The sequence below is a fragment of the Elizabethkingia miricola genome, assembly GCF_001675285.1.
GTDB classification, from domain to species: Bacteria; Bacteroidota; Bacteroidia; order Flavobacteriales; family Weeksellaceae; genus Elizabethkingia; species Elizabethkingia miricola.
The window spans coordinates 55,493-81,217 of record NZ_LSGQ01000029.1 but is presented as its reverse complement, the minus strand read 5'-3'; the positions used below and the strand labels follow the sequence as shown (position 1 = coordinate 81,217).

The window sequence follows — 25,725 nt, the reverse complement described above, 5'->3', positions numbered from 1 at the left end:
AAATGATCTTGCTAATAAAACCTCATAGGCCTCAGATACCTATGAGGTTTTTATTTTTAAATTCATGATAACTAATATCAGATACAAATCCCAGAGAAATACAGAGAAAAACATTGCTATTGGCAGATAGTATTCCTCCGGAATACCTACTTCTTGATACACCTTTTTTTACACAGATAAGGCTCCTCCGGAGCATTTTACTGATTTCTTAGATCATGATTTATATAAATAAAATTCATTATAATGAATAAGAGCTCCGTCAGGAGCTTTATCTATATAGATTATAATTATGAAAATTTAGGGCGTTCCAGAGGAACGCTATCTTAATATAAAGGTCTGTTAAAAATAGAAAGACCCCCGAACATGTCGGAGGCCTTTCAAAAAATAAACCCTAATAATAAATCAACTTTAATATTTAAACTATCGTAGATTTTCCAATTTGAATGTTTTCGTAGTTGTAATAACTACCATGCTGTGTGTTACGGATAAACTCCGCTACAAAACTTCCTACTTCTGAGGTAGAATAAGATTTTGTCGTATTGAGATCCTGGGTTACAAAACCTTCTGCTATAGCTTTTTCTACAGCTTTCTCAATCGTTCTGGCAGCAACATCCCACCCAAGGTGGTCCAGCATCATTGCTGCACTTAGAATAGATGCTAACGGATTGGCAATTCCTTTCCCTTTAGCTTGCGGATAAGATCCGTGAATCGGCTCAAACATAGAGTTAGACTCTCCTACCGATGCGGATGGCATTAGGCCAATAGATCCACCAATAACACTTGCTTCGTCCGAGATAATATCTCCGAACATATTTTCCGTCAGAATAACGTCAAATTGCTTCGGATTCAGGATCATTTGCATTGCTGCATTGTCCACAAAAATGTAATCTAAAGCAACATCTTCATACTGAGGAGCGATCTCCTGACATACTTTACGCCACAATCTGGACGTATCCAATACATTTGCTTTATCGATTAATGTAAGCTTCTTACGACGCTTCTGAGCGGCCTGAAATGCAAGGTGTGCAATTCTTTCAATATCCGCTCTATTGTATTGGCAAACATCATATGCATATTCACCATTCTCTTCTGTGAATTTTTCACCAAAATAGATACCGCTGATCAGCTCACGGTAAATTACCATATCTGTTCCGTCGATAATCTCTTTTTTCAATGGGCTGCTTTCTGCTACCTTATCAAAAATTTTTACAGGCCGCAGGTTAGCGAATAGTCCCAATTCTTTTCTTAGTTTTAACAATCCCTGCTCTGGACGTACCTTAGCTTCCGGATTGTTATCAAAATGCGGATCGCCAATTGCACCAAACAATACTGCATCTGAGTTTTTGCAGATATCCAGTGTTGCATCCGGTAAAGGATTTCCCGTCTGGAAAATGGCTTCAGCGCCAACTATAGCCTCCTGAAACTGAAATTTGCAACCATATACTTCAGAAATGGCATTTAATACTTTAATACTTTCATTTACTACTTCCGGTCCTATTCCATCACCAGCAAGTACAGCAATTTTCATTTCGCTCATTAGAATGTGTTTTGTAAGTTTTTTTCGAAAGCGTCGATCTTATCTCTTTTACTGATCAAGAAATCAATATCGTCATAGCCATTCATCAAACATATCTTTTTGTAAGAGTCTAGATCGAAGCTTTCGGATTTATGGTTAAAGGTTATAGTTTGCTTCTCTACGTCCACTGAAATTTCGGTTTCAGGGTTATTAGTTATGGTTTGTAATAATTCTTTCAGAAATTCTTCGGATACTTTTACAGGCAGCAGTCCGTTATTCAGTGCATTACCTCTGAAGATATCGGCAAAATAGCTGGATACAACTACTTTAAATCCGTATCCTGTTAACGCCCATGCAGCATGCTCTCGGCTGCTACCACAACCAAAATTGTTACCTGCTACCAGTATTTCTCCGGAATATTTTGGATTATTAAGGACAAAATCTGTATTCGGATTATTTTCTTTATCAAATCTCCAGTCTCTGAAAACATTTTGTCCAAAACCATTCTTGTCAATACTTTTCAGGAATCTTGCAGGAATAATCTGGTCTGTATCTATATTTTCCGTTGGTAAAGGAATGGCTGTTGAAGTAATATGTGTAAGCTTCTGCATTTTCTTAATTTTTAGAAATTAAAATTCTCCCTTCTACTGCTACCTTAGCTGCAGTTAGCGGACTCGCCAGGATAGTTCTGGCACCTTGTCCCTGTCTTCCTTCAAAGTTTCTGTTCGACGTAGAAACACAATACTCACCTTCAGGGATTTTATCATCGTTCATTGCCAGACATGCTGAACAACCAGGCTGACGAATTTGGAAACCAGCTTCTGTAAATACTTTATCCAGTCCTTCATCATAAATCTGTGTTACAACCTGTTGTGATCCCGGAACAATAAGTGCATTAATATTTTCGGCTTTTCTCTTTCCTTTAATATATTCTGCAACTGAACGGAAATCTTCGATTCTTGCATTGGTACAGCTACCGATAAATACATAATTAACAGGAATATCGCTGGCAGACTGCCCCGCCTGTAACCCCATATATTTAAGAGCTTTCGCTTCAGATTCAGTTACGGGGGTCGGAACACTTTCATTTACTGAAATTCCCATTCCTGGGTTCGTTCCGTAAGTAATCATTGGATGAATATCTTCTGCATTGAAATGGAATTCTTCATCGAATGCCGCTCCTTCATCAGATTTCAAAGTTTTCCAATAGGCTACTTTCTTCTCCCATTCTTCCCCTTCAGGTGCAAATTTGCGGCCTTTTACGTAAGCGAAAGTAGTTTCATCCGGCGCAATCATTCCACCACGGGCTCCCATTTCTATACTCATGTTACATACCGTCATACGCCCTTCCATAGACATTTCCTCAAAAACATTTCCGGCATATTCACAGAAATAGCCTGTTCCTGCATCTGTTCCTATTTTAGAAATGATATAAAGAATTACATCTTTTGGCTGTACATCTTTATTCAGTTTACCGTTTACGGTAACACGCATAGATTTAGGTTTATTCAGTAGCAAACACTGACTGGCAAAAACCTGCGCTACCTGACTGGTACCAATACCGAAAGCAATAGCTCCGAAGGCTCCATGCGTAGACGTATGGCTGTCTCCACATACAATGCTCATCCCTGGCTGGGTAATTCCCAGTTCAGGAGCAATAATGTGTACAATTCCTTGATATGGGTGGCCTAAGCCGTATAACTCTACATTATTTTTTTTGCAATTCTCCGTCAGTTGTTCTACCTGAGTTCTGGAAAGATCATCCTTTATTGGCTGATCCTGATCTAGTGTAGGTACATTATGGTCAGCTGTCGCTGTAATTTGTTTAGGACGGAATACCTGTACTCCTTTAGCTTCCAACTCTGCAAAAGCCTGCGGACTTGTTACTTCGTGGATCAGGTGTCTGTCGATATAAATAATCTGAGGTCCGTCTGGTACCGTATCTACAACATGGGCATCCCAGACTTTATCGAATAATGTCTTCTTATCTGCGTTCATAATTGGCACTTTGGCTATATACATTCATTATAACATTCAAATCTTCATCATTTACTTCTTTCTTGCTGTCGGCAACTTTTAAGAATTCAGAGTATAAAACATCCAATTCGTTTTTAGTAATATCAAAACCAATATTTTTATATCTGTATGCCAATGCAGAACGCCCGCTTCTGGCTGTAAGAACAATTGAAGATTCAGTTACTCCAACATCTTCCGGATTAATAATTTCGTAAGTCTCACGATTTTTAATCACACCATCCTGGTGAATTCCGGAACTGTGCGCAAAGGCATTGGCACCAACAATTGCTTTATTAGGCTGTACAACCATCCCCATCATATCTGAAGTCAGCTGACTAAGTTCAGTTAGCATTTTTGAATTAATATCTGTAGCTAAATGAAGGTCTCTATGTTGTTGCAAGATCATCACCACTTCTTCAAGAGCGGTATTTCCAGCTCTTTCCCCTATTCCGTTGATGGTACATTCAATTTGTCTTGCTCCGTTTATTGCTCCGGCGATAGAATTGGCTGTAGCCAATCCAAGATCATTGTGACAGTGGCAAGAGATAATTACATTTTCAATACCCTTTACATTTTCTTTCAGGTACTTTATTTTGGCTCCATATTCTTCCGGCAGGCAATACCCTGTTGTGTCCGGGATATTTAATACCGTAGCTCCTGCTTTAATTACGGCTTCACATACACGTGCCAAGTGGGCATTATCTGTTCTTCCGGCATCTTCAGCAAAAAATTCCACATCTTCTACAAAGCTTTTAGCAAAACTTACTGCTCCAACAGCACGCTCGATAGCCTGCTCCAGAGTAATATTGAATTTATATCTAAGATGAGATTCCGAAACCCCAATACCTGTATGAATTCTTGGCCTTTTAGCAAATTTCAGTGCCTGAGCAGCAGATTCTATATCTTTTTTATGAGCACGGGAAAGTGCACATACTTTAGCATTTCTTACTAACTTTGCAATCTCGGTTACAGAATGAAAATCACCGGGACTGGAAATAGGAAAACCTGCTTCGATAATATCTACACCGAGCTCATCGAGTTTTTCTGCGATAACTAACTTTTGTTCTACATTCAATTTACAACCCGGGACTTGTTCCCCATCACGTAAGGTAGTGTCAAAAATTTCAATCTTCTCGGCTTTCATAATGAAGTTTTATTTAATTTTGACTCAAAAGTAGATGAATTCACTATTACCGGTTTTTCAGATCCACTAAAAACTACAATATCCATTTCATTGAAAACTTTTTATAAAAAATTGATTATCAACTAAATAAACTTTCACTTTTTACAATGGCAGATTTGCAAAAAGATTTTCTTTTCGTACTGATAAAGTCGCTTTCTACATCAGAAAAAAGACAATTTAAGCTTTATGTTAACCGTTTAGGAATAAATGTAGATGCTAAATTTCTGCTCCTGTTTTCTGAAATGGAAAAAATGAAAGAATATGATGAAGACATTATCATTTCAAAAAAAATATCTACTAAACAGCAGCTTTCTAATCTTAAAGCACACTTGTATAAACAAATATTGGTGAGTCTGCGCATGAATCCAAGTCTTCAGAACAACAGGATACAGCTGCGGGAGCAACTGGATTTCGCCACCATTCTGTACCAGAAAGGTCTTCACCGTCAGGCATTGAAGATATTGGATAAAGCAAAACAAACAGCATTCGATCTGGATGAAAAAACATTGGCCATAGATATTATAGATCTGGAAAAAGTTATAGAATCCCAATATATTACACGAAGTATAGAAGGACGTGCTGATGAGCTTATTGCCCAGTCACATGAACTCAGCATTCAGAATTCCTATTCCACAGAACTCTCCAATCTATCATTGAAGCTGTACAGTGAAATGCTAAAAAACGGTTATGCTCAGAATGATACTGATAAAGAAAGTATTATTCATCAGTTTAACGAACAAATTCGGAAAATAAGCTTTTCCAGACTGAATTTCAGGGAAAAACTGTGGTTCTATAAAGCCCATGTATGGAAACATCTTCTGCTCCAGGATTACAAACATGCCTACAAATACTCTCAGAAATGGGTGGAATTATTCTATGAAAATCCTGAAATGATAATTAACCACCCGGTATGGTATATTAAAGGGAATACTAACCTTATGAAGATCCTCTTCCTAAACGGACAGGTAAATAAATTGGAAGACTGGTTTGAAAAATTTAGAGAAACAACCAGCTCTGGGTATTTTACAACTAATGAAAACCTGCAGTCTCTTACTTTTCTGAATGTTTATAATACTCAAATGAACATTCATTTTATAAAAGGAGAATTTTTCATTGGCACCAAACTTATTCCTGAAGTAGAATTGAAGATGGAGAAATTCCGGGATAAGATAGATGATCATCATCTTCTTATACTATATCTGAAAATTGCAGCCCTTTACTTTGGTTCTAAAAAATACAAAGAGACTATAGAATACGGACAAAGAATTCTTCAGGCCAAAGGCTCCAGTATACAGGAAGATTTGGCATTTCATACAAGAGTATTGATTCTGATGGCAAAATACGAATCCGGAATGGATGAGGATTACGATGAATTTGCAAAACAAACCCATCGTTTTGTGGCTAAAATGAAGAATGCAAGTGAAATTCACTTTAGTATCAGTGAGTTTTTCCAGAAACTGAATGAAGTTTTCTTTTCAGATCAGGAGAAAATTTTCATGGAGTTTTATAACACCCTTAACATATACAACCAGAACCCTTTCCATAAGCGTACTTTGGTCTATATTGACATTCAGAGCTGGGCTGAAGCCAAGGCTACACACATAGATGTTGTAGAAATTATCAGACAAAAAGTAAAGAATAGAAAACTGTAGCTGATTTTTTCTCATTTTTTTGTAATTTTGCGTACATTTTTTTACTATGATAAAGATCACACTTCCGGACGGAAGCATTAAAGAATTCGAGGCAGCGGTAACTCCGCTACAGGTCGCGCAATCCATTAGTGAAGGATTGGCACGTAACACTATTTCGGCATTGGTAAACGGGACACAGACAGAAGTGACCACGCCAATAACGGAAGATGCCACGGTTCAGCTTTTTACCTGGAACGATGATATGGGTAAAAAAGCTTTCTGGCATTCCTCTGCTCACCTTTTAGCTCAGGCTATTCTGGATTTTTATCCGGATGCGAAGCTAACTATTGGGCCTGCAATTGAAAACGGGTTCTACTACGATGTGGACTTTGGTGACCAGACTTTCTCCGAAAAAGATTTCGAAAAAGTCGAAAAGAAAATGCTGGAGAATGCAAAAAAGAACTCAACCTTCAATCTATATCCGGTTTCCAAGGCTGAAGCATTAGAAACTTATAAAGATAACCCTTACAAAACCGAGTTAATCGAAAATTTAACTGATGGCGAAATTACTTTATGCTCTCACGATAATTTCTTCGACTTATGTCGTGGTGGCCACATCCCGGCAACCGGAATTGTAAAGGCAGCAAAAATTCTAAACGCTGCTGGTGCTTACTGGCGTGGTGACGAAAAGAACAAACAGCTAACTCGTGTATACGGAATTACTTTCCCTAAACAGAAAGACTTAACAGAATATCTGGAGCGTCTGGAGGAGGCGAAGCGTCGTGACCACCGTAAACTAGGTAAAGAATTAGGAATTTTCGCTTTTTCAGAAAAAGTAGGTGCAGGTTTACCACTATGGTTACCAAAAGGAGCTGCTCTTAGAAAAAAACTAGAGAACTTCCTTTCTGCTGCACAGAAAAAGCAAGGATATGAGTTCGTTATCTCTCCACATATTGGTCACAAAGACTTATATGTAACTTCCGGTCACTGGGAGAAATACGGAGCAGATAGTTTCCAGCCAATTAAAACTCCGCATGAAGGAGAAGAGTTTTTATTAAAACCAATGAACTGTCCTCACCACTGTGAGATCTATAAAGCACAGCAATGGTCTTATAAAGACCTTCCAAAGCGTTATGCTGAGTTTGGCACAGTTTACAGATATGAGCAAAGTGGAGAACTTCACGGCTTAACCAGAGTTAGAGGATTTACTCAGGATGATGCTCACCTTTTCTGTACTCCGGATCAGTTATTGGAGGAATTCGAAAAAGTAATTGATTTAGTACTTTATGTTTTCTCTTCTTTAGGATTTGCTGATTTTACAGCTCAGATTTCTTTAAGAGATAAAGAAAACAGAGAAAAATATATCGGTTCTGAAGAAAATTGGGAAAAAGCAGAACATGCCATCATCAATGCTGCAAACCAGAAAGGATTAAAAACAGTTATAGAATACGGTGAAGCTGCATTCTACGGACCAAAACTAGACTTTATGGTGAAAGATGCCCTAGGCAGAAGCTGGCAGCTTGGAACCATTCAGGTAGACTATAACTTGCCTGAGCGTTTTGATCTTTGGTATACAGGTTCTGATAATGACAAGCACAGACCGGTAATGATTCACCGTGCTCCGTTTGGATCTATGGAAAGATTCATTGCAATCCTTATAGAGAATACAGCCGGAGATTTCCCGTTATGGCTTAGTCCTGAGCAATTTATCATTTTACCAATCAGCGAAAAATATGTAGATTATGCAAAAAAAGTTTCGCAATTGTTAGAAATTCACGATATTTGCGGTCTGATTGACGAAAGGAATGAGAAAACGGGTAAGAAAATCCGTGATGCAGAACTTAAGAAAATCCCATATATGCTTGTTGTAGGCGAAAATGAAGCTCAAGACGGAAGCGTTTCTGTAAGAAGAAGAGGCGAAGGAGATTTGGGTGTCATGTCGGTAGACGATTTTGTACTACACGTAAAGAAAGAAATAGCTAACCATTTAAATAAATAAGACCATAGCACTAAGAAGACCAAACAACAGACCACCGATGCGCAAAAAGGAAGATGCGCATATGATTAACGAAAATATCAAAGTGAGAGAAGTCCGCTTGGTGGGTGACAATGTAGAGCCGGGAGTATATCCAACTGCTGTTGCACGTAAAATGGCTGAAGAGCAGGAATTGGATCTTGTGGCAATCTCTGATAAAGCAGAGCCTTATATTTGTCGTATTTTGGACTATAAGAAATTCTTATATGAACAAAAGAAAAAACAAAAAGAACTAAAGGCTAAGCAAGTTAAAGTTGTTGTAAAGGAGATTCGTTTCGGCCCTCAGACTGATGATCACGATTACGAATTCAAGAAGAAACATGCTGAGAAATTCCTTGAAGAGGGTGCTAAGCTTAAGACTTACGTATTCTTCAAAGGGAGATCTATTATCTTCAAAGATCAAGGAGAAATCCTTCTTCTTAAACTTGCTCAGGAACTAGAGCATGTTGGAAAGGTAGACCAGCTTCCTAAACTTGAAGGTAAAAGGATGATCATGATGATGAGTCCAAAGAAACCTGCAAAATAAGGATAGTGTATCAGTATAGTAATACAACGATGTACCAATAATCATTGTTACGTTGATAAGTTATTACATTGCTACATTGATAAAAAGATATTGATAACAAAATATAAAAAAGCAAAACAATGCCTAAATTAAAAACTAAATCAGGAGCTAAGAAGCGTTTTGTTCTTACCGGTTCTGGAAAGATCAAAAGAAAGCACGCTTATAAAAGCCACATCTTGACTAAAAAAGAAACTAAGCAAAAGAGAAATCTTACGCAAACAGGTCTAGTTAGTGCAGTGGATACAAAAAGCGTACTTAGACAATTAGCAATCAAGTAGTTTTTATAAATCTAATATCGGTTTATAAGAATTCTAACAAATTCAAAACAAGTTAACCCTGAAGCGGAGCACATTAAGAGTAACATAATGTTACCGCCCTCTTCAAAAAAACAATTAAAATTATGCCTAGATCAGTAAACGCGGTTGCCAGTAGAGCACGCAGAAAAAAAATCATGAAGCAGGCTAAAGGTTTTTTCGGTAGAAGAAAGAACGTTTGGACTGTAGCTAAAAACGCGGTAGAAAAAGCAATGCAATATGCTTACCGTGGTAGAAAAGAAAAGAAAAGAAATTTCCGTTCCCTATGGATTACCAGAATCAACGCTGGATGTAGAGAGCACGGTGTTTCTTACTCCAAATTTATGGGGGATCTTAAGAGAAACAACATCGAGCTTAACAGAAAAGTTCTTGCTGACTTAGCAATGAACCACCCTGAAGCTTTCAAAGCTGTTGTAGATCAAGTAAAATAATTAATAATTTCTGTTATCAATATAGAAACTCCCAGTTTTTCTGGGAGTTTTTTTATATATTTATGCCTTTAAAAACTAAGAAGAACTAATAACTCATAAATATGAATAACTCATTTAACAGAAGAGATTTTATCAAGACCAGTTCTATGGCAGGAATGGGCGCCTTAATTCCCTCGAGCACTTTATTCAACATCTTCGATTTTAATCCTAAAAAGGTAAGGATAGCTTTTATCGCTGTTGGTTTACGTGGACAAACTCACGTAGAAAACATGGCAAGACGTGATGATGTGGAGATCGTAGCATTTGCAGATCCGGATCCTTACATGGTTGGACGTGCACAGGAAATTCTGAAAAAGAATGGTAAGAAGCCTGCTAAAGTTTTTGGAAATGGTAATTACGATTACAAAAACATGCTTAAGGATAAAAATATCGATGCTGTTTTTGTATCCTCTCCATGGGAATGGCACCACGAACATGGCGTAGCAGCTATGAAAGCTGGTAAAATTGTTGGAATGGAGGTTTCCGGTGCTATAACACTGGATGAATGTTGGGATTATGTAAAAGTATCTGAACAGACTGGAGTTCCGTTAATGGCATTAGAAAATGTATGCTACAGACGCGATGTAATGGCCATTCTGAATATGGTAAGAAAAGGAATGTTCGGCGAACTTGTTCATGGAACAGGAGGTTACCAACACGATTTAAGACCAGTTTTATTCAACAGTGGTATCAATGGTAAAAACGGAGATGGTGTTGAATTCGGAGAAAAAGCATTTAGTGAAGCCAAATGGAGAACTAATCACTATAAAAACAGAAACGGGGAACTTTACCCTACTCATGGTGTTGGTCCATTACATACGATGATGGATATTAACCGTGGGAACAGATTATTAAGATTATCATCTTTTGCATCCAAAGCAAGAGGATTACATAAATACATCGTGGATAAAGGCGGAGAAAGCCATCCTAATGCAAAAGTAGAATGGAAACAAGGAGATATTGTTACCACTCAGATCCAGTGTCACAACGGGGAAACTATTGTATTAACTCACGATACCAGCTTACAAAGACCATATAACTTAGGATTCAAAGTTCAAGGAACAGAAGGTCTTTGGGAAGATTTTGGCTGGGGAGAAGCAGCGCAAGGATTTATTTACTTCGAGAAGATTATGAACCATTCTCACAGATGGGATAGTTCTGAAAAATGGATTAAAGAATACGATCACCCTATGTGGAAAAAGCATGAGCAGAAAGCTGTTGGTGCTGGTCATGGCGGTATGGATTACTTCTTAGATAATACGTTCGTAGAATGTATTAAAAGAAATGAAGCATTCCCACTAGACGTTTATGATCTAGCTACATGGTATTCCATTACTCCTCTTAGTGAAAAGTCTATCGCTGAAAACGGTGCCGTTCAGGAAATTCCTGATTTTACAAACGGTAAATGGAAGAATGCTAAAAATACATTTGCAATAAATGACGACTACTAAAACTAATGCAACTTTACTTGTCCTGGCAGGTGGCCTGGGCAGCAGATACAAAGGAAAAAAACAAGTAGATCCAATGGGTCCTTCAGGTGAGTGCCTAATGGAATATTCTATTTATGATGCTAAGAACGCTGGTTTTGATCAGCTAGTCCTTATCATCAACGATTACTTTAATCAGGAAACCAAAGATCATTTCCAGACTATAGCTGGCAAGGCTGGTATAAAACTGGATTTTGTGATCCAGGCTCTTGACTCTCTTTTACCGGAGAAACATAAAAACAGACTGGAAAACAGAGTAAAACCTTGGGGTACTGGTCACGCTATTTTAACTGCTAAGGATGTTATTAAGAATCCTTTTGTAGTAATTAATGCCGATGACTATTACAACAGAAAGGCCTTTGAAAAAGCTTATCAACTGATCAATTCAGGACAAATTAATGAGCATCAGTACGGAATGGTAGCCTACCCTCTTTCAGCAACACTAAGTGATAACGGAAGTGTATCTCGCGGTGTTTGTACAACCGAAAATGGTTTACTGAAAAAGGTAGTAGAACATACCAATATTTCTGAAGAAAACGGGAAAATCATCCACACAGATGATGCCGGAAACAAAACAGAATTAGCTCCTGACACACAGGTTTCCATGAATTTCTGGATTCTGGATACTTCAGTATTTCAGGTTTTAGAAACTGAATTCGATCAATTTTTAACTAACCTAAGCTCGGAGAAAGCAGAACTTTTCATTCCTTTTGTTATCGACGATATGATCCATAATGAGGGCTTAAAAGTTGTTGTTGAATCTTCACAGGATAAATGGTTTGGTGTAACCTATCCTGAAGACAAAGACTTCGTTATCAAATCCGTTCAGGAAATGGTGGATAACGGCTACTACCCGGCTTCGCTATGGTAAACTATGAACAACTACATTAAGATTTTACAGTCTTTTATATCTATAAAAGATGAAAATAAAGTGTCCATCATTCCTATTAATGATGGACACATTAATACTACATTGCGTGTAGATATTAATGACAACGATACGCAACAGTATATTTTACAGAAAATAAATCATCATATCTTTCGTAAACCGGAAGTAATTATGCATTCTATAGATGTTGTAAACAAGCATCTCCAGTCAGCAGGATATGAATATGAAATTCTTGAAACTGTCCCTAATATAAAGGGAGAATTTCTAACTATAGATGATAATGAGGATTACTGGAGAATGACGAAGTTTATTCCTAATACTTATTGTGTTACAAAAGTAAAAGATAGAGATCAGGCTTATGAGGCTGCGAAAACATTAAGTGTTTTTTATTCTAAAATTCTGGATCTCGATCCAAATCTGATTGAATCATCGATTCCCGGATTTATAGACTTTGAAAAAAGAATTAATGATTACAAAATTTCTTTGGAAAAAGCTTCTGAGGAAAGAAAAAATGAAGCTTCTGAAGAAATAAATTTTGTCAATCAATACCTGAATCTTCCGGAGCTATTTATTCAGAATCAGAAAAATGGAAGTTTCCCATTGCGAATTGTACATGCAGATCCTAAAATCAGTAATATACTCTTTGATAATAATACTCATAAGGGACGCAGTGTAATAGATCTGGATACACTAATGCCAGCAACTATTCTGTATGATTTTGGTGATATGGTAAGGTCATATACCAACCTAAAAGAAGAGGATGACCCTAATCCTGAGAATGTATTCAGCAGAGAATATTATGATGCTGTAAAAGAAGGTTTTCTTTCTCATACATCAGATTCATTAACTAATGCTGAAAGAGATAATCTGGATTATGCGGGCCAGGTGGTTGTATTTATTCAGGTGATTCGTTTTTTAGGTGATTACCTGAATGGAGATACTTATTACAAAACAAAATACCCTAACCATAATCTGGACAGGACAAAAAATCAGATCAATTTATTAAAAGAATTATTAAAAATAGAACCGGCATCCTAAGCCGGTTTTTTTATTTTCAATCAAAAACATCAATTTATCCTTTTACCTTTACCATTCATCAAATAAAGTTTAGTATCAATAGCCATCTTCGTTGTTTTGCGTCAGATTTAAACAACATTTACAATGAAACAACGAATTTTAGGACTCACTGTATTATTAGCATGTATTACCTGCTCTGTAGAAGTAAGCGCACAACAACAACCTTCTATTTTCCATTTAGGAGCAAAAGGAGGCGGGAACTTCACTAAAGTATCCACATCATCAGGTTTAACCGGAAAATATGATTATGGCTATCATCTGGGAGCTATGGCTCGGGTTGATCTTGGAAGCTTGTATGTACAGGGGGAAGCTTTATATAATCAAAAAAGAACATCCTATGATACTGCTAGCGAAGGTTCTCAAAAGCTAAAATGGAATTCAATCGATATTCCTGTAGTAATTGGTTACAAAGTCATTAATGATAAAGACTATAATGTAAGAGTATTTGCAGGAGGTGTATATAGTTATGCATTTAGTGATAATCTTTCTGCTTCTAAAGCATTACAGGAAAGTTTTAGGAAATTTGACAAATCCAATATCGGAATTACCGGAGGTATAGGGCTGGATTATAAAAACTTTACAATAGACCTGAGATATGAAACTGGACTTTCCAATGTTAGCAAAGAATTTAAATCCAAGCCTCATAGTTTCTCCCTTGGCATTGGCTACTTCTTATTCTAAAAACTTAAATTATCTTTACCAATTAGAAACTACGGATTTGTAGTTTCTAATTTTTTATAAATCTACTATGCATTATTTATGATAAAAATTTTTACTGTAAGAAGATACATATTTACCATAATATTCTGGCTTGCTTTTGGTGTTTTCCTTTGGTTAAATTTCCAGGCAACAGACGGAAAATTAAATGCTTTATTTCAAACCTGTGCTATTTTAGTTAGTTCTTTTGCTTTTACTCAACTTTTAACTGTCAGGCTTCTTCCAAAAGCTTTGAGATCTAAAAGAATGAAATGGTTCCTTATACAGGCAATCCTGATTATTCTTTCACTTAGCATTCTATTTTCTTTAATTTTCACGTACATTCATGTCGATACAAATACTCCTTTACCTGCAAATTTTTCAGATCAAATTCCTATCCTCTGGAAAGGTTTTTATCTCTCTATTTCTGCATCACTTCTTATAAATGGTACAGCCTGCGGAATAAAATTCTATCAGGAACACGGAAAAATAGAACGGGATCATATCCTTCTTCAACAGGCACATCTAGAAAATCAGTTAAAGCTATTACAGGATCAGATCAATCCGCATGTAATGTTCAATATTCTGAATCATATTCATATTCTTATGAAAAGCAATACTGAATTGGCTTCTTTTCTTTTATTAAAATTTTCAGATATACTTAGGTACCAGCTCTATCACTGCAATCAGAATTTAGTAGTATTAGACAGGGAAATTCAGTATCTACAGGATTTAGTGGAAGTAGAAAAACTAAGATGGGGAAATGAATTGGATGTAAAAGCAGAATGGTTGATTGAAAATAAAAAAGCACTTATTGTACCCCTTCTTCTTGTTCCGTTTATTGAAAATGCCTTTAAATATGTCTGCAGACTTCCGGGGCAGACTGGCTATATAAATATTTCCTGTATAGAAAAAGAAGGTCTGCTTAGCTTTTATATAGAAAACTCTTATTCGGATTTAGTGGTGAGCAGAAAGAAAGACGGAGCTCACGGAATTGGTTTGCAAAATGTAAAAAAACGATTAAAGCTTCAGTATCCGGACACTCATGACCTTAAAATTGAATCAGAAGGAAACGTCTATAAAGTATCCTTAAAACTAAAATTATCCAACGAAAATGACCAATAATTATACTTTACCTAAAATGAAATGCCTGATTATAGATGATGAACCATTGGCAAGATTTCATCTTAAAGATATGGCAGATCAGATAGAATTTTTAGAAGTTACAGCTACCTGCGCAACAGCGTTGGAAGCAAATACTAAAATGCAGGAAAACCAGATTGATCTTATTTTTCTGGACATCAATATGCCCTATTTAACGGGACTTGAATTTTTAGAACAACTGGAAAATCCACCATTATGTATTCTTACCACAGCTTATTCAGAATATGCGCTGGAAGGCTATAGACTACAAGTAGTCGATTATCTTCTGAAGCCTATAACTTTTAACCGTTTTTATCAGGCTGTAAATAAAGCTCAGCAGCAATTTATTATGGCTGAAAAAATGAAAAAAAATGTTCAGCTGGAAGATCCTTTTTTATATGTCCGCCAGGGAGATACTTTTATAAAGGTTTCCTGGGTCGATATCCTTTATGTTGAAAGCATGCAGAACTATACCAAACTGCATTTTAAAGAAAAATCTATTGTAATCCATCAGACAATGAAAGCTATTGAAGAATCGCTTTCTGCTGAGCATTTTTTCAGGATTCATAAATCGTTTTTAATTAATATTACCCACATAGAAATGATTTCCGGAGGGCGCTTATATATTAATAAAACTGAGCTTCCTATATCCAGAACCCGTAAAGAAGAATTACTTAATCAGGTTGTTTATAAGAAGCTCATTAGTAAATAGGAATCTGTCTATGGCAGATTCCAACGCAGCGCTACAGCTGCATAGAATGAGTTGGTGAAACTTGGATCTTTTTGCTTTTTCTCTTTAAAGAAACTTTTAAGACTACGGTCATTCTCACTAAAAGACCTTACAAGTACACTACCGCCGGTAATACGCAGGCTTAATGATTTTCCGATCTTTACTTCGGGTCTTAATCCTGCTGTTATCTGTTGATAGCCCAATAGTATTGATTTATCTTCTTTCTTTCTCTCTACTACCATACCGTCTAATCCCACTACAGCTTTTAAAGCAAACATATCAGAGAACTGATAACCAACAGTAGCTTCTTCCGGGAATTTGACACTAACCTTAAATTTTGTACCTGTTTTCCAGTCCAGATAAATAAAAGGCATAATCATCGGGACACCGAAAGCTGTTGTTATTCCTGGTCCAAATCCAAAGGCTAAATTAGGGTTAAACTGTTTTATAAATACTACACCACCCTGCCCCAGGATATCATTCTTGTCTACATTTTCCAAATCAGTATAGACACCAACAGTTCCCATAATCATCATGCTCCATTTCCCTCCTAATGGTCTTATATGCTGCAGTCCAATCTGAGCATTCAGCATCTGATCCGGGAATAGTTGCGTAGCGTAATCTTTGTGAGACAGCTTAGCATAAGAGCCACTTACTAATAATGACCATGCTTTTACTTTTCCATCCTCTGTTTTCTTTACAGACAAAGGAATACTAAGATTCATTTGTATTCGGCGAAAGTTGCTTTTTGAATTAGTTTTAGTGCTGTCCTCCGGACGGATATAATTGGAATAAGGTATGTATTCCGTTTTCAGTTCTCCGGATATTCCGGATTGTGCGTTTGCCCAATAAAAAAAATGGGTCATACAATAAAAAGTGATCAAAAGACCTTTTCTCATAGCTTAAATTTTCTGCAAAGAGAGGTCTTTGATAGTCTGATACAAAAATTACTTGATTAGTTGCATTTATGTTATGACGAAATGGTGACATAACCGGATAAAAAAGATCAGAGAATGTACTCTGATCTTATTATTGATATTTCATTTAAAAATTATACAGTCATTCCGATATCAATACCTTTAATTTTACGGTAAATATCAGTTGCATAATTATCCGTCATACCTGATATATAATCTATGATTCCGAGCACTTTCTGATAATCGGAAACTCCCTCATATACAAATTGTTTAGGCAGAAGTTGTAAGGCCATTTTATCATAATTCTTTCTGGCTGATTTATCTTTCAGAATGGAGGGAATAAAGTGATTGAGCAATTCGTACATTACATTATAACCTGCATTTTCAATTTCTACGACTGCCCGATGGCGGTAGATATTTTCTATAGAATATTTCTCTATTTTCTCTAGGGCATCACACTCTTCTCCAAAAATTCCTAAAAGCGATTTGTTTAGACTTCCATCCAGAATTTGCGGAATATTCTTAATATAAATTTCTTTTGTTTTCGAAATCAGAGAGTTTATTACTTTGGCTCGTAAATAAGAAATTCTTTCGTTCTCATTGGTGATCTGTTCAAGGTTTTTCCTGACCCTTGGCATATCATCTGCGTTTACAGACTCTATGAGGCTGGTAAAAAGTTCCTCACAAGGTTCTGTTTTTACAATTCCCAGGCGATGTGCATCTTCCATATCTATGATATTATAACAAATATCATCTGCCGCCTCTACCAACCATACAAAAGGATGCCTTTTATAGATTACCGGAGATTCTGAAGTCTGAATCAGATTAACAGATGAGGCAATATCTTCGAAAGTTTTTTCTTCACTCTGGAAAAATCCAAACTTCTTACGTTGAAGATCCTTTTTGCTAAAATCTTTAGCAGATGATTCACAAGGATATTTAGCAATAGAAGCTAGTGTTGTATTTGTCAGCATTAGTCCGCCCTCACTTTTGCCTATCTGCTGCTGAGTTAAAACTCTTATCGCATTTGCATTTCCTTCAAAATTAATCAGGTCATTCCATTCTCTCTCAGAAAAATGTGGTTTCAGAGAACTTTCATTTCTTTCAAAATAACTTGCAATAGCATCTTCTCCTGAATGCCCAAATGCAGGATTACCAATATCATGACAAAGGCAAGCTGCAGCGATAACATTATTCAGGTTATACTGATAAAACAGACTACTTTCTTCCTCCAGATCAACCGCAAAATTTTCAGCAATATGTTCTCCTATTATACTACCCAAAGAACGCCCTACAGAAGCTACTTCCAGGGAATGAGTTAATCTGTTATGTACAAAAACACTTCCGGGCAACGGGAAAACTTGCGTCTTATTCTGAAGCCTTCTAAATGCTGAAGAAAAAATAATTCTGTCAAAATCTCTTTGATAAGCACTTCTGGATGCCATTGTGCTTTCCTGTACTCCTGCCCTCTTGGTTGTAAAAATTGTATTCAAATTCATTGCGGTACCAAAATTAAATCTAATTTTAAAGAAAAAGAATTTTTAATCCGGAAAATTGCACCTATTCCTTTTCCATTATGTGTTTATAGCTTTTATCAAATAAACAATCTATTTAGTAAAAAAATAAACCAATCAGATTCTCATCTCTTATTTTAATTCTTTCATTAGTTGTATTTAATAAAAATCACACCCTTACACATTAACATTCATTCATAAAAACCATTAAATAAAATTAATATTCACAACAAATATGTATTTATTTTTTCACTAACTTCACTAACTGTAACGGATTATAACTCAATGTTTTTGGATTTATTCCGTTATATAATCTGAATAAAAAAAGAAATTTAATGGAGACTGTAGTAATTACGGGCGGAAGCGGTTTGATTGGAAATCATCTCGCTCAGCTTCTCGTGGAAGAAGATTATAACGTAATTCTTCTTTCCCGGACCCCCGACAAAAACAAAGGAAGCACTAATATTCGATTTGCAGGCTGGAATCCCTCCACAGGAGAAATTGATAAAAAAGCTATTGAAGAAGCCGACTATATTGTACATCTGGCTGGAGAAAATATTGGCAAAAAAAAATGGACAAACTCCAGAAAGAAAGAAATAGAAAATAGCAGAATAAAGAGTTCTGAACTATTATGTAAAAGCCTTAAAGAAATCCCCAATAATGTTAAAGCTGTAATTTCAGCTTCCGGTATTAATTATTATGGTGGTGATTATGACAACCGTATGACCTTTGATGAAACCGCTCCTAAAGGAAAGGGATTTCTTGCCGATGTCTGTCAAAAATGGGAAGATAGTATAAAGCCTGTTGTCGATATGGGGAAAAGGTTGGTGATTATGAGAACCGGTGTTGTCATGTCTCCTAAAGAAGGAGCTTTAAAAGAGTTTTTGAAGCCATTAAGCTTTAGAATAGCTCCTATCCTCGGAAATGGCAAACAAAGAATGAGCTGGTTGCACCTAGACGATATTACACGAGCTTATCTCCATGCCATAAAAAACAAATCTGTAGAAGGAACTTATAACATTACAGCTCCACATGCTATTTCGTATCATCAGGCCATCATTAAGATTGCGAAAACTAAATACAGAACTATTTTTATACCGTTCAAAATTCCTGCATTTATTTTAAAGATGATGAAAGGTGAAATGGCAGAAGGAACAGTTTTAACAGGTATTACAACAAATTCTGCTAAATTCACCAATACAGGATTTCAGTTTTTGTTTCCTATATTCAACAGAGACTGTATAAAGGACTTGCTGGCTAAATAACAAATATATCACAATCAAATATTAAAAAACCGAAAAAGCAAAAAAAAGGCCGTATTACCAATGGGATACGGCCTCGTTTGTGTGAAAAATAGTTTATTCATCCTTCATATATATATTCACCTTCTCTGCGCATTTTCGTCCTTCGGTAATAGCCCATACCACTAAAGACTGTCCTCTTCTGGCATCACCGCAAGTAAAAATTTTATCCTGATTAGTTTTATATTCAGTATCATTACCAATCAGATTGAGCCTTGGGTCTAACTGAATATCCAAAGCCTCAACCAATCCTTTATGCTGTACATGTAAAAAACCCATTGCCAGAAAAGCGTAATCACAGTCAATAATAAACTCTGTTCCAGGCTTTTCTACAAAAGATGTATAACGTTTTGTTACAGGATCTTTCGCCCACTCAACTTCTGTAGCTCTTACACCTTTCAGATTCCCATGTTCATCTTTTAAAAATTCTTTACAGTTAATCATCCATTTCCTATCACAACCTTCATCATGAGAGGTTGTTGTTTTCAGAACCATTGGGAACATCGGCCAAGGCATTGTTTCATCCCTTTGTATTGGTGGCATTGGCATAATCTCAATCTGCAGAATCTGCTCCGCCCCCTGTCTGTTGGAGGTACCAATGCAGTCTGAACCTGTATCTCCACCACCTATTACCACCACCTTTTTTCCCTGGACATTAATTTCTTCTTCATGGAATCCTATATTACTAACTCTTTTGTTACTTTGCTTCAGAAACTCCATGGCAAAATAAATACCTTTTGCTTCTCTGTTCGGAATAGGCAAATCTCTTGGAATTGTACTACCCAATGCCAATACAACAGCATCAAAATTACGGTCAAGTTCTTCTGCAGAATAATCTGTCCCAACATTGGTATTGGTTTTGAAAACAATACCTTCCTGCTCCATTAATCTGATTCTCCTCTCAACAATTTTCTTATCAAGTTTAAAGTCTGGAATTCCAAACCTCAACAATCCTCCTGCTTCCGAATCCCTTTCGAAAACAGTTACAAGATGCCCCATCTTATTTAGCTGATCTGCAGCAGCCAGCCCGGATGGACCTGATCCTACTACAGCTACCTTTTTTCCCGTTCTGTTAATTGCAATCTGAGGTTTTACATAGCCTTCTCTGAATGCTGTTTCTATAATATTTTTTTCAATCTCTTCTATGGTAACCGGTAATTCATTTATTCCAAGCACACATGATCCTTCACAAGGCGCCGGACAAATTCTTCCGGTAAATTCAGGAAAGTTATTGGTTGTAGAAAGTATATCATATGCTTTCTTCCATTGGTTATTGTATACTGCATCATTAAACTCCGGAATTACATTTCCCAACGGGCAACCACTCTGACAAAAAGGTATTCCGCAATTCATGCAACGGGCCGCCTGGTTATTTAATAATTCAGCAGATGGCAAGTGCTGGAATTCCTGATAGTGTTTCACTCTGCTTTCTGCCAGTTCTTTTACCGGCAACTCTCTCTCATATAATAAAAATCCGTCTGTCTTTCCCATGGCTGCTAATTAGTTTCTTTGTTTTCTTTTTGCTTTAGTAAAGCTTTTTTATAATCTCTCGGATATACCTTTACAAAGTATCCCAATGCTTGTTCAAAATCACTCAGTAAATACTGACCTATTTCACTTCCTGTAATGGCAACATGTTCCTCTATTAATTGTTTGATTAACTGTACATCAGGCTCTTCCAAAGACTCCAGATCTGCCATATCCGGGTTAAAATTCTTATCCAGAGATTTATTAATATCCCACACATACGCGATTCCGCCACTCATTCCTGCTCCAAAATTTCTTCCAACATCACCCAAAATAACAACCGTTCCTCCTGTCATATATTCACACCCGTGATCACCCACTCCTTCTACTACAGCTGTTGCTCCAGAGTTTCGGACACAAAAACGCTCTCCAGCCATTCCGTTGATAAAAGCTTTTCCGCTTGTTGCTCCATATAAAGCCACATTACCGATAATACTATTTTCATGTGCTTTAATTTTAGATTCTTCAGGCAGTTTCACAGCCAGCTTCGCACCAGAAAGACCTTTACCAAAATAGTCATTGGCATCTCCTTCCAAAATCATTGTAAGTCCCTTATTGCAGAACGCACCATAGCTTTGTCCTGCAGTTCCTTTGAAATCGAATACCAGTGAATCTTCCTTCATCCCTCCGGATTTATACTTCTTGGTAATTTCATGAGATAATATAGTACCAATCGCTCTGTCTGTATTTTTAACCTCAAAGAAAGCTCTGACATTAGATGTGTTTTGCAATGCTTCCTCTGCTGCTTCGAGCATCTTCCAGGATATAGAATCATCCAATTCATTATCCTGATCTTCTGATTTTACCAATGGTAAATCATTTTCAACTTTTTGCAGGAAATCATTAAGATTTATATTCTGATGCTTCCAATGTTTTAGTTTTTCTTTTTTTGTCAGACATTGATACTGCCCTACCATTTCATCTATTGTTCTGAATCCTAAAGCCGCCATTAGCTCTCTTACTTCCGTAGCCAGAAATTTGAAATAGTTAACCAAATGATCTGCACTACCAGAAAATTTTGCTCTTAAATCAGGGTTTTGCGTAGCAATACCTACAGGACATGTATTTAGATGACATTTACGCATCAGAATACACCCCTGTACAATAAGTGCCGATGTTGCTATTCCCCATTCTTCAGCACCTAGTAATGTGGCAATAACAATATCTCTACCTGTCTTTATCTGACCATCTGTTTGAATTGTTACCCGTTGTCTTAGTTTATTTTTAATTAAGGTTTGATGTGTCTCTGCCAGCCCAAGTTCCCATGGCAGTCCCGCATGTCTTACAGAACTCACCGGAGATGCACCGGTACCACCATCATAGCCTGATATTAAAATATGATCTGCTTTCGCTTTTGCTACACCAGACGCAATAGTTCCAACCCCTGCTTTTGAAACAAGTTTAACACTAATTCGGGCATGTCTGTTTGCATTCTTCAAATCAAAGATCAGCTGCGCCAAGTCTTCTATTGAATAAATATCGTGGTGCGGCGGCGGAGAAATTAAGCCTACTCCCGGAGTAGCATGACGGGTTTTCCCAATCCAATTGTCTACTTTATCTCCGGGTAACTGTCCTCCTTCTCCAGGCTTAGCACCCTGCGCCATTTTTATCTGGATTTCTTCTGCTTCAGCAAGATATCTACTGGTTACACCGAACCGCCCTGAGGCAACCTGCTTAATAGCGGAACGCATACTATCTCCATTTTGTAACAAATCGTAACGCTGTTCATCTTCTCCTCCCTCTCCGGTATTACTTTTCGCCCCGATGCGATTCATTGCAATTGCTAATGTTGTATGAGCTTCCCAGGAAATAGAACCAAAAGACATCGCTCCTGTAGCAAAACGTTTTAGTATGTTTTCTATAGGCTCTACTTCTTCAATAGCTATTGCTTCTCGATCATTTTTAAGCTCCAGTAATGCTCTTAAGCTTACAGGTGCATCATTTCCTATATTGACCGCTCTGGAATATTTTTTGAAAATTTCATAATCATTTTTCCATGTGGCTTGCTGTAGTAAATGAACCGTATTCGGATTATATTGGTGAGATTCTCCTGTTTTTTTCCATTGATAAACTCCGCCTTCCTGCAGAACCTCCTGCTTCATTACCGGACGGAAAGCATTGTTATGTTTAATAAGAGCTTCTTTGGCTATCTCATCAAATCCAATACCCTCAATTCTTGAAATAGCTCCTGTAAAACAGCTATTCACAACCATTTTATTGATACCTACAATTTCAAATATCTGAGATCCCTGATAAGACTGTAAAGTTGAAATTCCCATTTTAGAAAAGATCTTTAGCAATCCATCTCCGACAGATTTTAAATAATTCTTTTTCAGCTGTTCCAGATCGCCTTCAATCTCTCCGGCTAAATGCAGCTGTCTGATGGAAGCTAAAGCCAAATATGGATTAATCGCTGTAGCGCCAAAACCTAATAAGGCTGCAAAATGATGCACTTCCCATATATCTCCGGCTTCTATTACAATACCTATTTTTCGTCGGGCTCCTTTTCTTACCAGGTGATGATGTATTGCAGAACAAGCCAGCAATGTTGGAATTGCAACATGGTCGGAATCTATAGCTCTGTCTGAAAGAATCAGAACATCGAAACCATCTTCCACTGCATCCATAGCGTATCTGCAGATGCGGTCTATCCCTCGCTTAAGGCTACCAGGATTTCCGTCAGCTTTGAAATAAGTATGAATTGTTTTCGCCTGAAAATTCCCGGTGTCTATACTCCTAAGCTTTTCCAATTGCTCATTATTCAGAATAGGCTGTTTTAGCGTTATAGAATGCGCAAAGTTTTTATCTTCAGAAAGGACATTTCCATTTCCTCCAATAATTGTAGCAAGAGACATCACCATTCGCTCTCGGATAGGATCGATTGGCGGATTGGTCACCTGTGCAAATAGCTGTTTGAAATACGAGCTTAAATGCTGTGGTTTTTCGCTAAGTACAGCTAGAGGAGCATCGAATCCCATAGAACCAATAGGTTCTTTTCCGGTAAGTGCCATAGGTTTAATAATCTGGTCTACATCTTCACGTGTATAACCAAATGCCTGTTGATATTTAAAAATATCATCTGCCTGTAGCATGGTAAAACGTATTCTTGGTGCCGGTAGTTCTTCTAAACGTATTTTTTGGCTGTCCAGCCATTCTTTGTAAGGTTGAGAACTACAGATTTCTTTTTTAAGCTCCTCGTCACTTATAATTTTACCTTTGGCAAGGTCTACCAGAAACATTTTTCCGGGCTGAAGACGTCCGCTTTTTATAATTTTAGCAGGATCCACAGGCAATGCACCAGACTCTGATGCCATAACTACCATATCATCGGAAGTAACACAGAATCTGGACGGTCGTAATCCGTTTCTGTCCAAAGTTGCCCCAATAATTTTTCCATCTGTAAATGAGATAGAAGCTGGTCCATCCCATGGCTCCATTACACAGGCATGGAATTCATAGAAATGCTTTTTGTAATCTTCCATGATCTCATTGCCATCCCATGCTTCTGGGATAAGCATCATCATAACGTGCGGTAAAGATCTTCCGGCATGTACCAACATTTCTACCATATTATCCAGATATGCTGAATCTGACTGATCAGGAGTAACTAATGGCAGAAGCATATCTATTTCCTGAGCAGTAAAATAAGGGCTTGTAAAAGTTTTCTGAGACGATTTTAACCAATTAAGATTTCCCTGCACAGTATTAATCTCCCCGTTATGTGCCAAATATCTAAAAGGTTGTGCAAGACTCCATGTAGGCGAAGTATTGGTTGCAAAACGGGAATGCACCATACCAAAAGCAGAAGTAAGTTTGGGATTGGTTAAATCTCTGAAATAGTGTCTGATCTGTATACTTCTCAATTGTCCTTTGTAAACAAGCTTTCTACATGAAAGTGAGGCAACATAAAAACCAATAGGATCATTTTGCAGAACATTATTAATCTGATTACTGATATAATTACGGAAAACGAAGAGTTTTCGTTCAAAATCATTTTCATTATCAACTCCGAAAGGTTTTTCAATGAACATCATTTCCATTACAGGTTCCACTTTCTTCGCAAGTTCACCAAGCTCAATATTGTTTACAGGGACAGGTCTATACCCTAAAATATTTAGTTCCAGCCTGTCTGCAGCATGCTGAATAATATTTTTACATTCATCAATAAGTGCCACATTTTTAGGAAAGAAGAACATTCCTACTCCATAGTCTCCTAATTGGGGTAAGTCGATCCCGTAAGTAGAAGCTTCTTCTTCCAGCAGTTCATGTGGAATCTGAATTTGTATACCTGCTCCGTCCCCAGTATTACTTTCGTAACCGGTAGCACCTCTGTGCTCCATATTCTCCAGCATTGTTATTGCATCTGCAACAACTTTATGACTCTTAACTCCCTTAATATTAGCTACGAAGCCAACACCACAAGAGTCAAATTCAAATTCAGGTCTGTACAATCCATAGTTCTTCATAGTCCTCAGTTTTCAGACACGAAATTACGAATTATATCCACAAAACGACATTTACATATACATTGAATAATTTTAACGCATAATAAGTATTGATTTTATTCAATTACAATCATTTTATTAAAAATGTAATATAAGACGATTTCATTGTAATGATTTCAATATATAATTACCATACAATAAAAACCATAAATAACTGAGAATCAATAAATATAAGTTTTAAAACACTTTAAATTTCTTTAAAATAGAAT

General features: G+C 37.0%; 20 protein-coding genes. 12 read left to right on the top strand and 8 right to left on the bottom strand.

The window, feature by feature from the left end; genetic code table 11:
- Positions 1 to 415 precede the first annotated feature (415 nt).
- The 4 genes from leuB to ATE49_RS14155 are packed head-to-tail and all read right to left on the bottom strand — an operon-like array spanning position 416 to position 4,676.
- Positions 416 to 1,537 carry a 3-isopropylmalate dehydrogenase gene (gene leuB, locus ATE49_RS14170; protein ID WP_065082700.1) on the bottom strand — a complete coding sequence of 374 codons (1,122 nt, stop codon included), beginning with the start codon at positions 1,535 to 1,537 and terminating at the stop codon, positions 416 to 418.
- Positions 1,537 to 2,127: a 3-isopropylmalate dehydratase small subunit gene (gene leuD / locus ATE49_RS14165; protein ID WP_034870299.1), complete on the bottom strand. Its 591-nt coding sequence runs from the start codon at positions 2,125 to 2,127 to the stop codon at positions 1,537 to 1,539. Before leuD ends, leuB begins: the two co-directional genes overlap by 1 nt.
- A gap of 4 nt (positions 2,128 to 2,131) precedes the next feature.
- Positions 2,132 to 3,514: a 3-isopropylmalate dehydratase large subunit gene (gene leuC, locus ATE49_RS14160; protein WP_059345646.1), complete on the bottom strand. Its 1,383-nt coding sequence runs from the start codon at positions 3,512 to 3,514 to the stop codon at positions 2,132 to 2,134.
- Complete coding sequence (locus tag ATE49_RS14155; protein ID WP_065082699.1) at positions 3,501 to 4,676, bottom strand: 2-isopropylmalate synthase; 1,176 nt, start codon at positions 4,674 to 4,676, stop codon at positions 3,501 to 3,503. The genes leuC and ATE49_RS14155 overlap by 14 nt, the downstream gene beginning before the upstream one ends.
- 146 nt (positions 4,677 to 4,822) lie before the next feature.
- On the opposite strand from ATE49_RS14155, the gene ATE49_RS14150 reads away from it, so the two are divergent.
- The 11 genes from ATE49_RS14150 to ATE49_RS14100 all read left to right on the top strand — a co-directional run bounded on the left by ATE49_RS14150 (position 4,823) and on the right by ATE49_RS14100 (position 15,734).
- Positions 4,823 to 6,367, top strand: coding sequence for a hypothetical protein (locus ATE49_RS14150; RefSeq protein ID WP_065082698.1), 1,545 nt, complete (start codon positions 4,823 to 4,825; stop codon positions 6,365 to 6,367).
- Between the two features lie 46 nt (positions 6,368 to 6,413).
- The gene (thrS, locus tag ATE49_RS14145; RefSeq protein ID WP_065082697.1) at positions 6,414 to 8,345 is read left to right on the top strand and encodes a threonine--tRNA ligase; all 1,932 of its coding nucleotides are present in this window, start codon (positions 6,414 to 6,416) and stop codon (positions 8,343 to 8,345) included.
- A gap of 37 nt (positions 8,346 to 8,382) precedes the next feature.
- Complete coding sequence (gene infC / locus ATE49_RS14140; protein ID WP_009085972.1) at positions 8,383 to 8,907, top strand: translation initiation factor IF-3; 525 nt, start codon at positions 8,383 to 8,385, stop codon at positions 8,905 to 8,907.
- A gap of 119 nt (positions 8,908 to 9,026) precedes the next feature.
- On the top strand, positions 9,027 to 9,224 hold the full coding sequence (gene rpmI / locus ATE49_RS14135; RefSeq protein WP_009085970.1) for a 50S ribosomal protein L35: 198 nt from the start codon (positions 9,027 to 9,029) through the stop codon (positions 9,222 to 9,224).
- 122 nt (positions 9,225 to 9,346) lie between these two features.
- The gene (gene rplT, locus ATE49_RS14130; protein WP_009085968.1) at positions 9,347 to 9,691 is read left to right on the top strand and encodes a 50S ribosomal protein L20; all 345 of its coding nucleotides are present in this window, start codon (positions 9,347 to 9,349) and stop codon (positions 9,689 to 9,691) included.
- Positions 9,692 to 9,792: 101 nt separating this feature from the next.
- Positions 9,793 to 11,181, top strand: a complete 1,389-nt coding sequence (locus ATE49_RS14125) for a Gfo/Idh/MocA family protein (RefSeq protein ID WP_059156338.1) — start codon at positions 9,793 to 9,795, stop codon at positions 11,179 to 11,181.
- Positions 11,168 to 12,088, top strand: coding sequence for a nucleotidyltransferase family protein (locus tag ATE49_RS14120; RefSeq protein ID WP_065082696.1), 921 nt, complete (start codon positions 11,168 to 11,170; stop codon positions 12,086 to 12,088). Before ATE49_RS14125 ends, ATE49_RS14120 begins: the two co-directional genes overlap by 14 nt.
- 3 nt (positions 12,089 to 12,091) lie before the next feature.
- On the top strand, positions 12,092 to 13,144 hold the full coding sequence (locus ATE49_RS14115) for a phosphotransferase enzyme family protein (protein ID WP_065082695.1): 1,053 nt from the start codon (positions 12,092 to 12,094) through the stop codon (positions 13,142 to 13,144).
- A gap of 123 nt (positions 13,145 to 13,267) precedes the next feature.
- Positions 13,268 to 13,864: a porin family protein gene (locus ATE49_RS14110; protein WP_065082694.1), complete on the top strand. Its 597-nt coding sequence runs from the start codon at positions 13,268 to 13,270 to the stop codon at positions 13,862 to 13,864.
- Positions 13,865 to 13,942: 78 nt separating this feature from the next.
- Positions 13,943 to 15,004 carry a sensor histidine kinase gene (locus ATE49_RS14105; RefSeq protein WP_065082693.1) on the top strand — a complete coding sequence of 354 codons (1,062 nt, stop codon included), beginning with the start codon at positions 13,943 to 13,945 and terminating at the stop codon, positions 15,002 to 15,004.
- On the top strand, positions 14,994 to 15,734 hold the full coding sequence (locus ATE49_RS14100; protein ID WP_065082692.1) for a LytR/AlgR family response regulator transcription factor: 741 nt from the start codon (positions 14,994 to 14,996) through the stop codon (positions 15,732 to 15,734). Before ATE49_RS14105 ends, ATE49_RS14100 begins: the two co-directional genes overlap by 11 nt.
- Before the next feature lie 8 nt (positions 15,735 to 15,742).
- On the opposite strand, the gene ATE49_RS14095 is transcribed toward ATE49_RS14100, so the two are convergent.
- Together ATE49_RS14095 and dgt are read right to left on the bottom strand one after the other, a co-directional pair.
- The gene (locus ATE49_RS14095) at positions 15,743 to 16,651 is read right to left on the bottom strand and encodes a DUF6268 family outer membrane beta-barrel protein (RefSeq protein WP_065082691.1); all 909 of its coding nucleotides are present in this window, start codon (positions 16,649 to 16,651) and stop codon (positions 15,743 to 15,745) included.
- Positions 16,652 to 16,803: 152 nt separating this feature from the next.
- On the bottom strand, positions 16,804 to 18,168 hold the full coding sequence (dgt, locus tag ATE49_RS14090) for a dGTP triphosphohydrolase (RefSeq protein ID WP_065082690.1): 1,365 nt from the start codon (positions 18,166 to 18,168) through the stop codon (positions 16,804 to 16,806).
- A gap of 350 nt (positions 18,169 to 18,518) precedes the next feature.
- Between dgt and ATE49_RS14085 the strand changes: the two genes are divergently transcribed.
- On the top strand, positions 18,519 to 19,448 hold the full coding sequence (locus tag ATE49_RS14085) for a TIGR01777 family oxidoreductase (protein ID WP_065082689.1): 930 nt from the start codon (positions 18,519 to 18,521) through the stop codon (positions 19,446 to 19,448).
- Positions 19,449 to 19,541: 93 nt separating this feature from the next.
- Here ATE49_RS14085 and ATE49_RS14080 read toward each other — a convergent pair whose 3' ends face one another.
- On the bottom strand, positions 19,542 to 20,975 hold the full coding sequence (locus tag ATE49_RS14080; RefSeq protein WP_065082688.1) for a glutamate synthase subunit beta: 1,434 nt from the start codon (positions 20,973 to 20,975) through the stop codon (positions 19,542 to 19,544).
- Between the two features lie 5 nt (positions 20,976 to 20,980).
- Complete coding sequence (gene gltB, locus ATE49_RS14075) at positions 20,981 to 25,477, bottom strand: glutamate synthase large subunit (RefSeq protein WP_065082687.1); 4,497 nt, start codon at positions 25,475 to 25,477, stop codon at positions 20,981 to 20,983.
- Positions 25,478 to 25,725 lie beyond the last annotated feature (248 nt).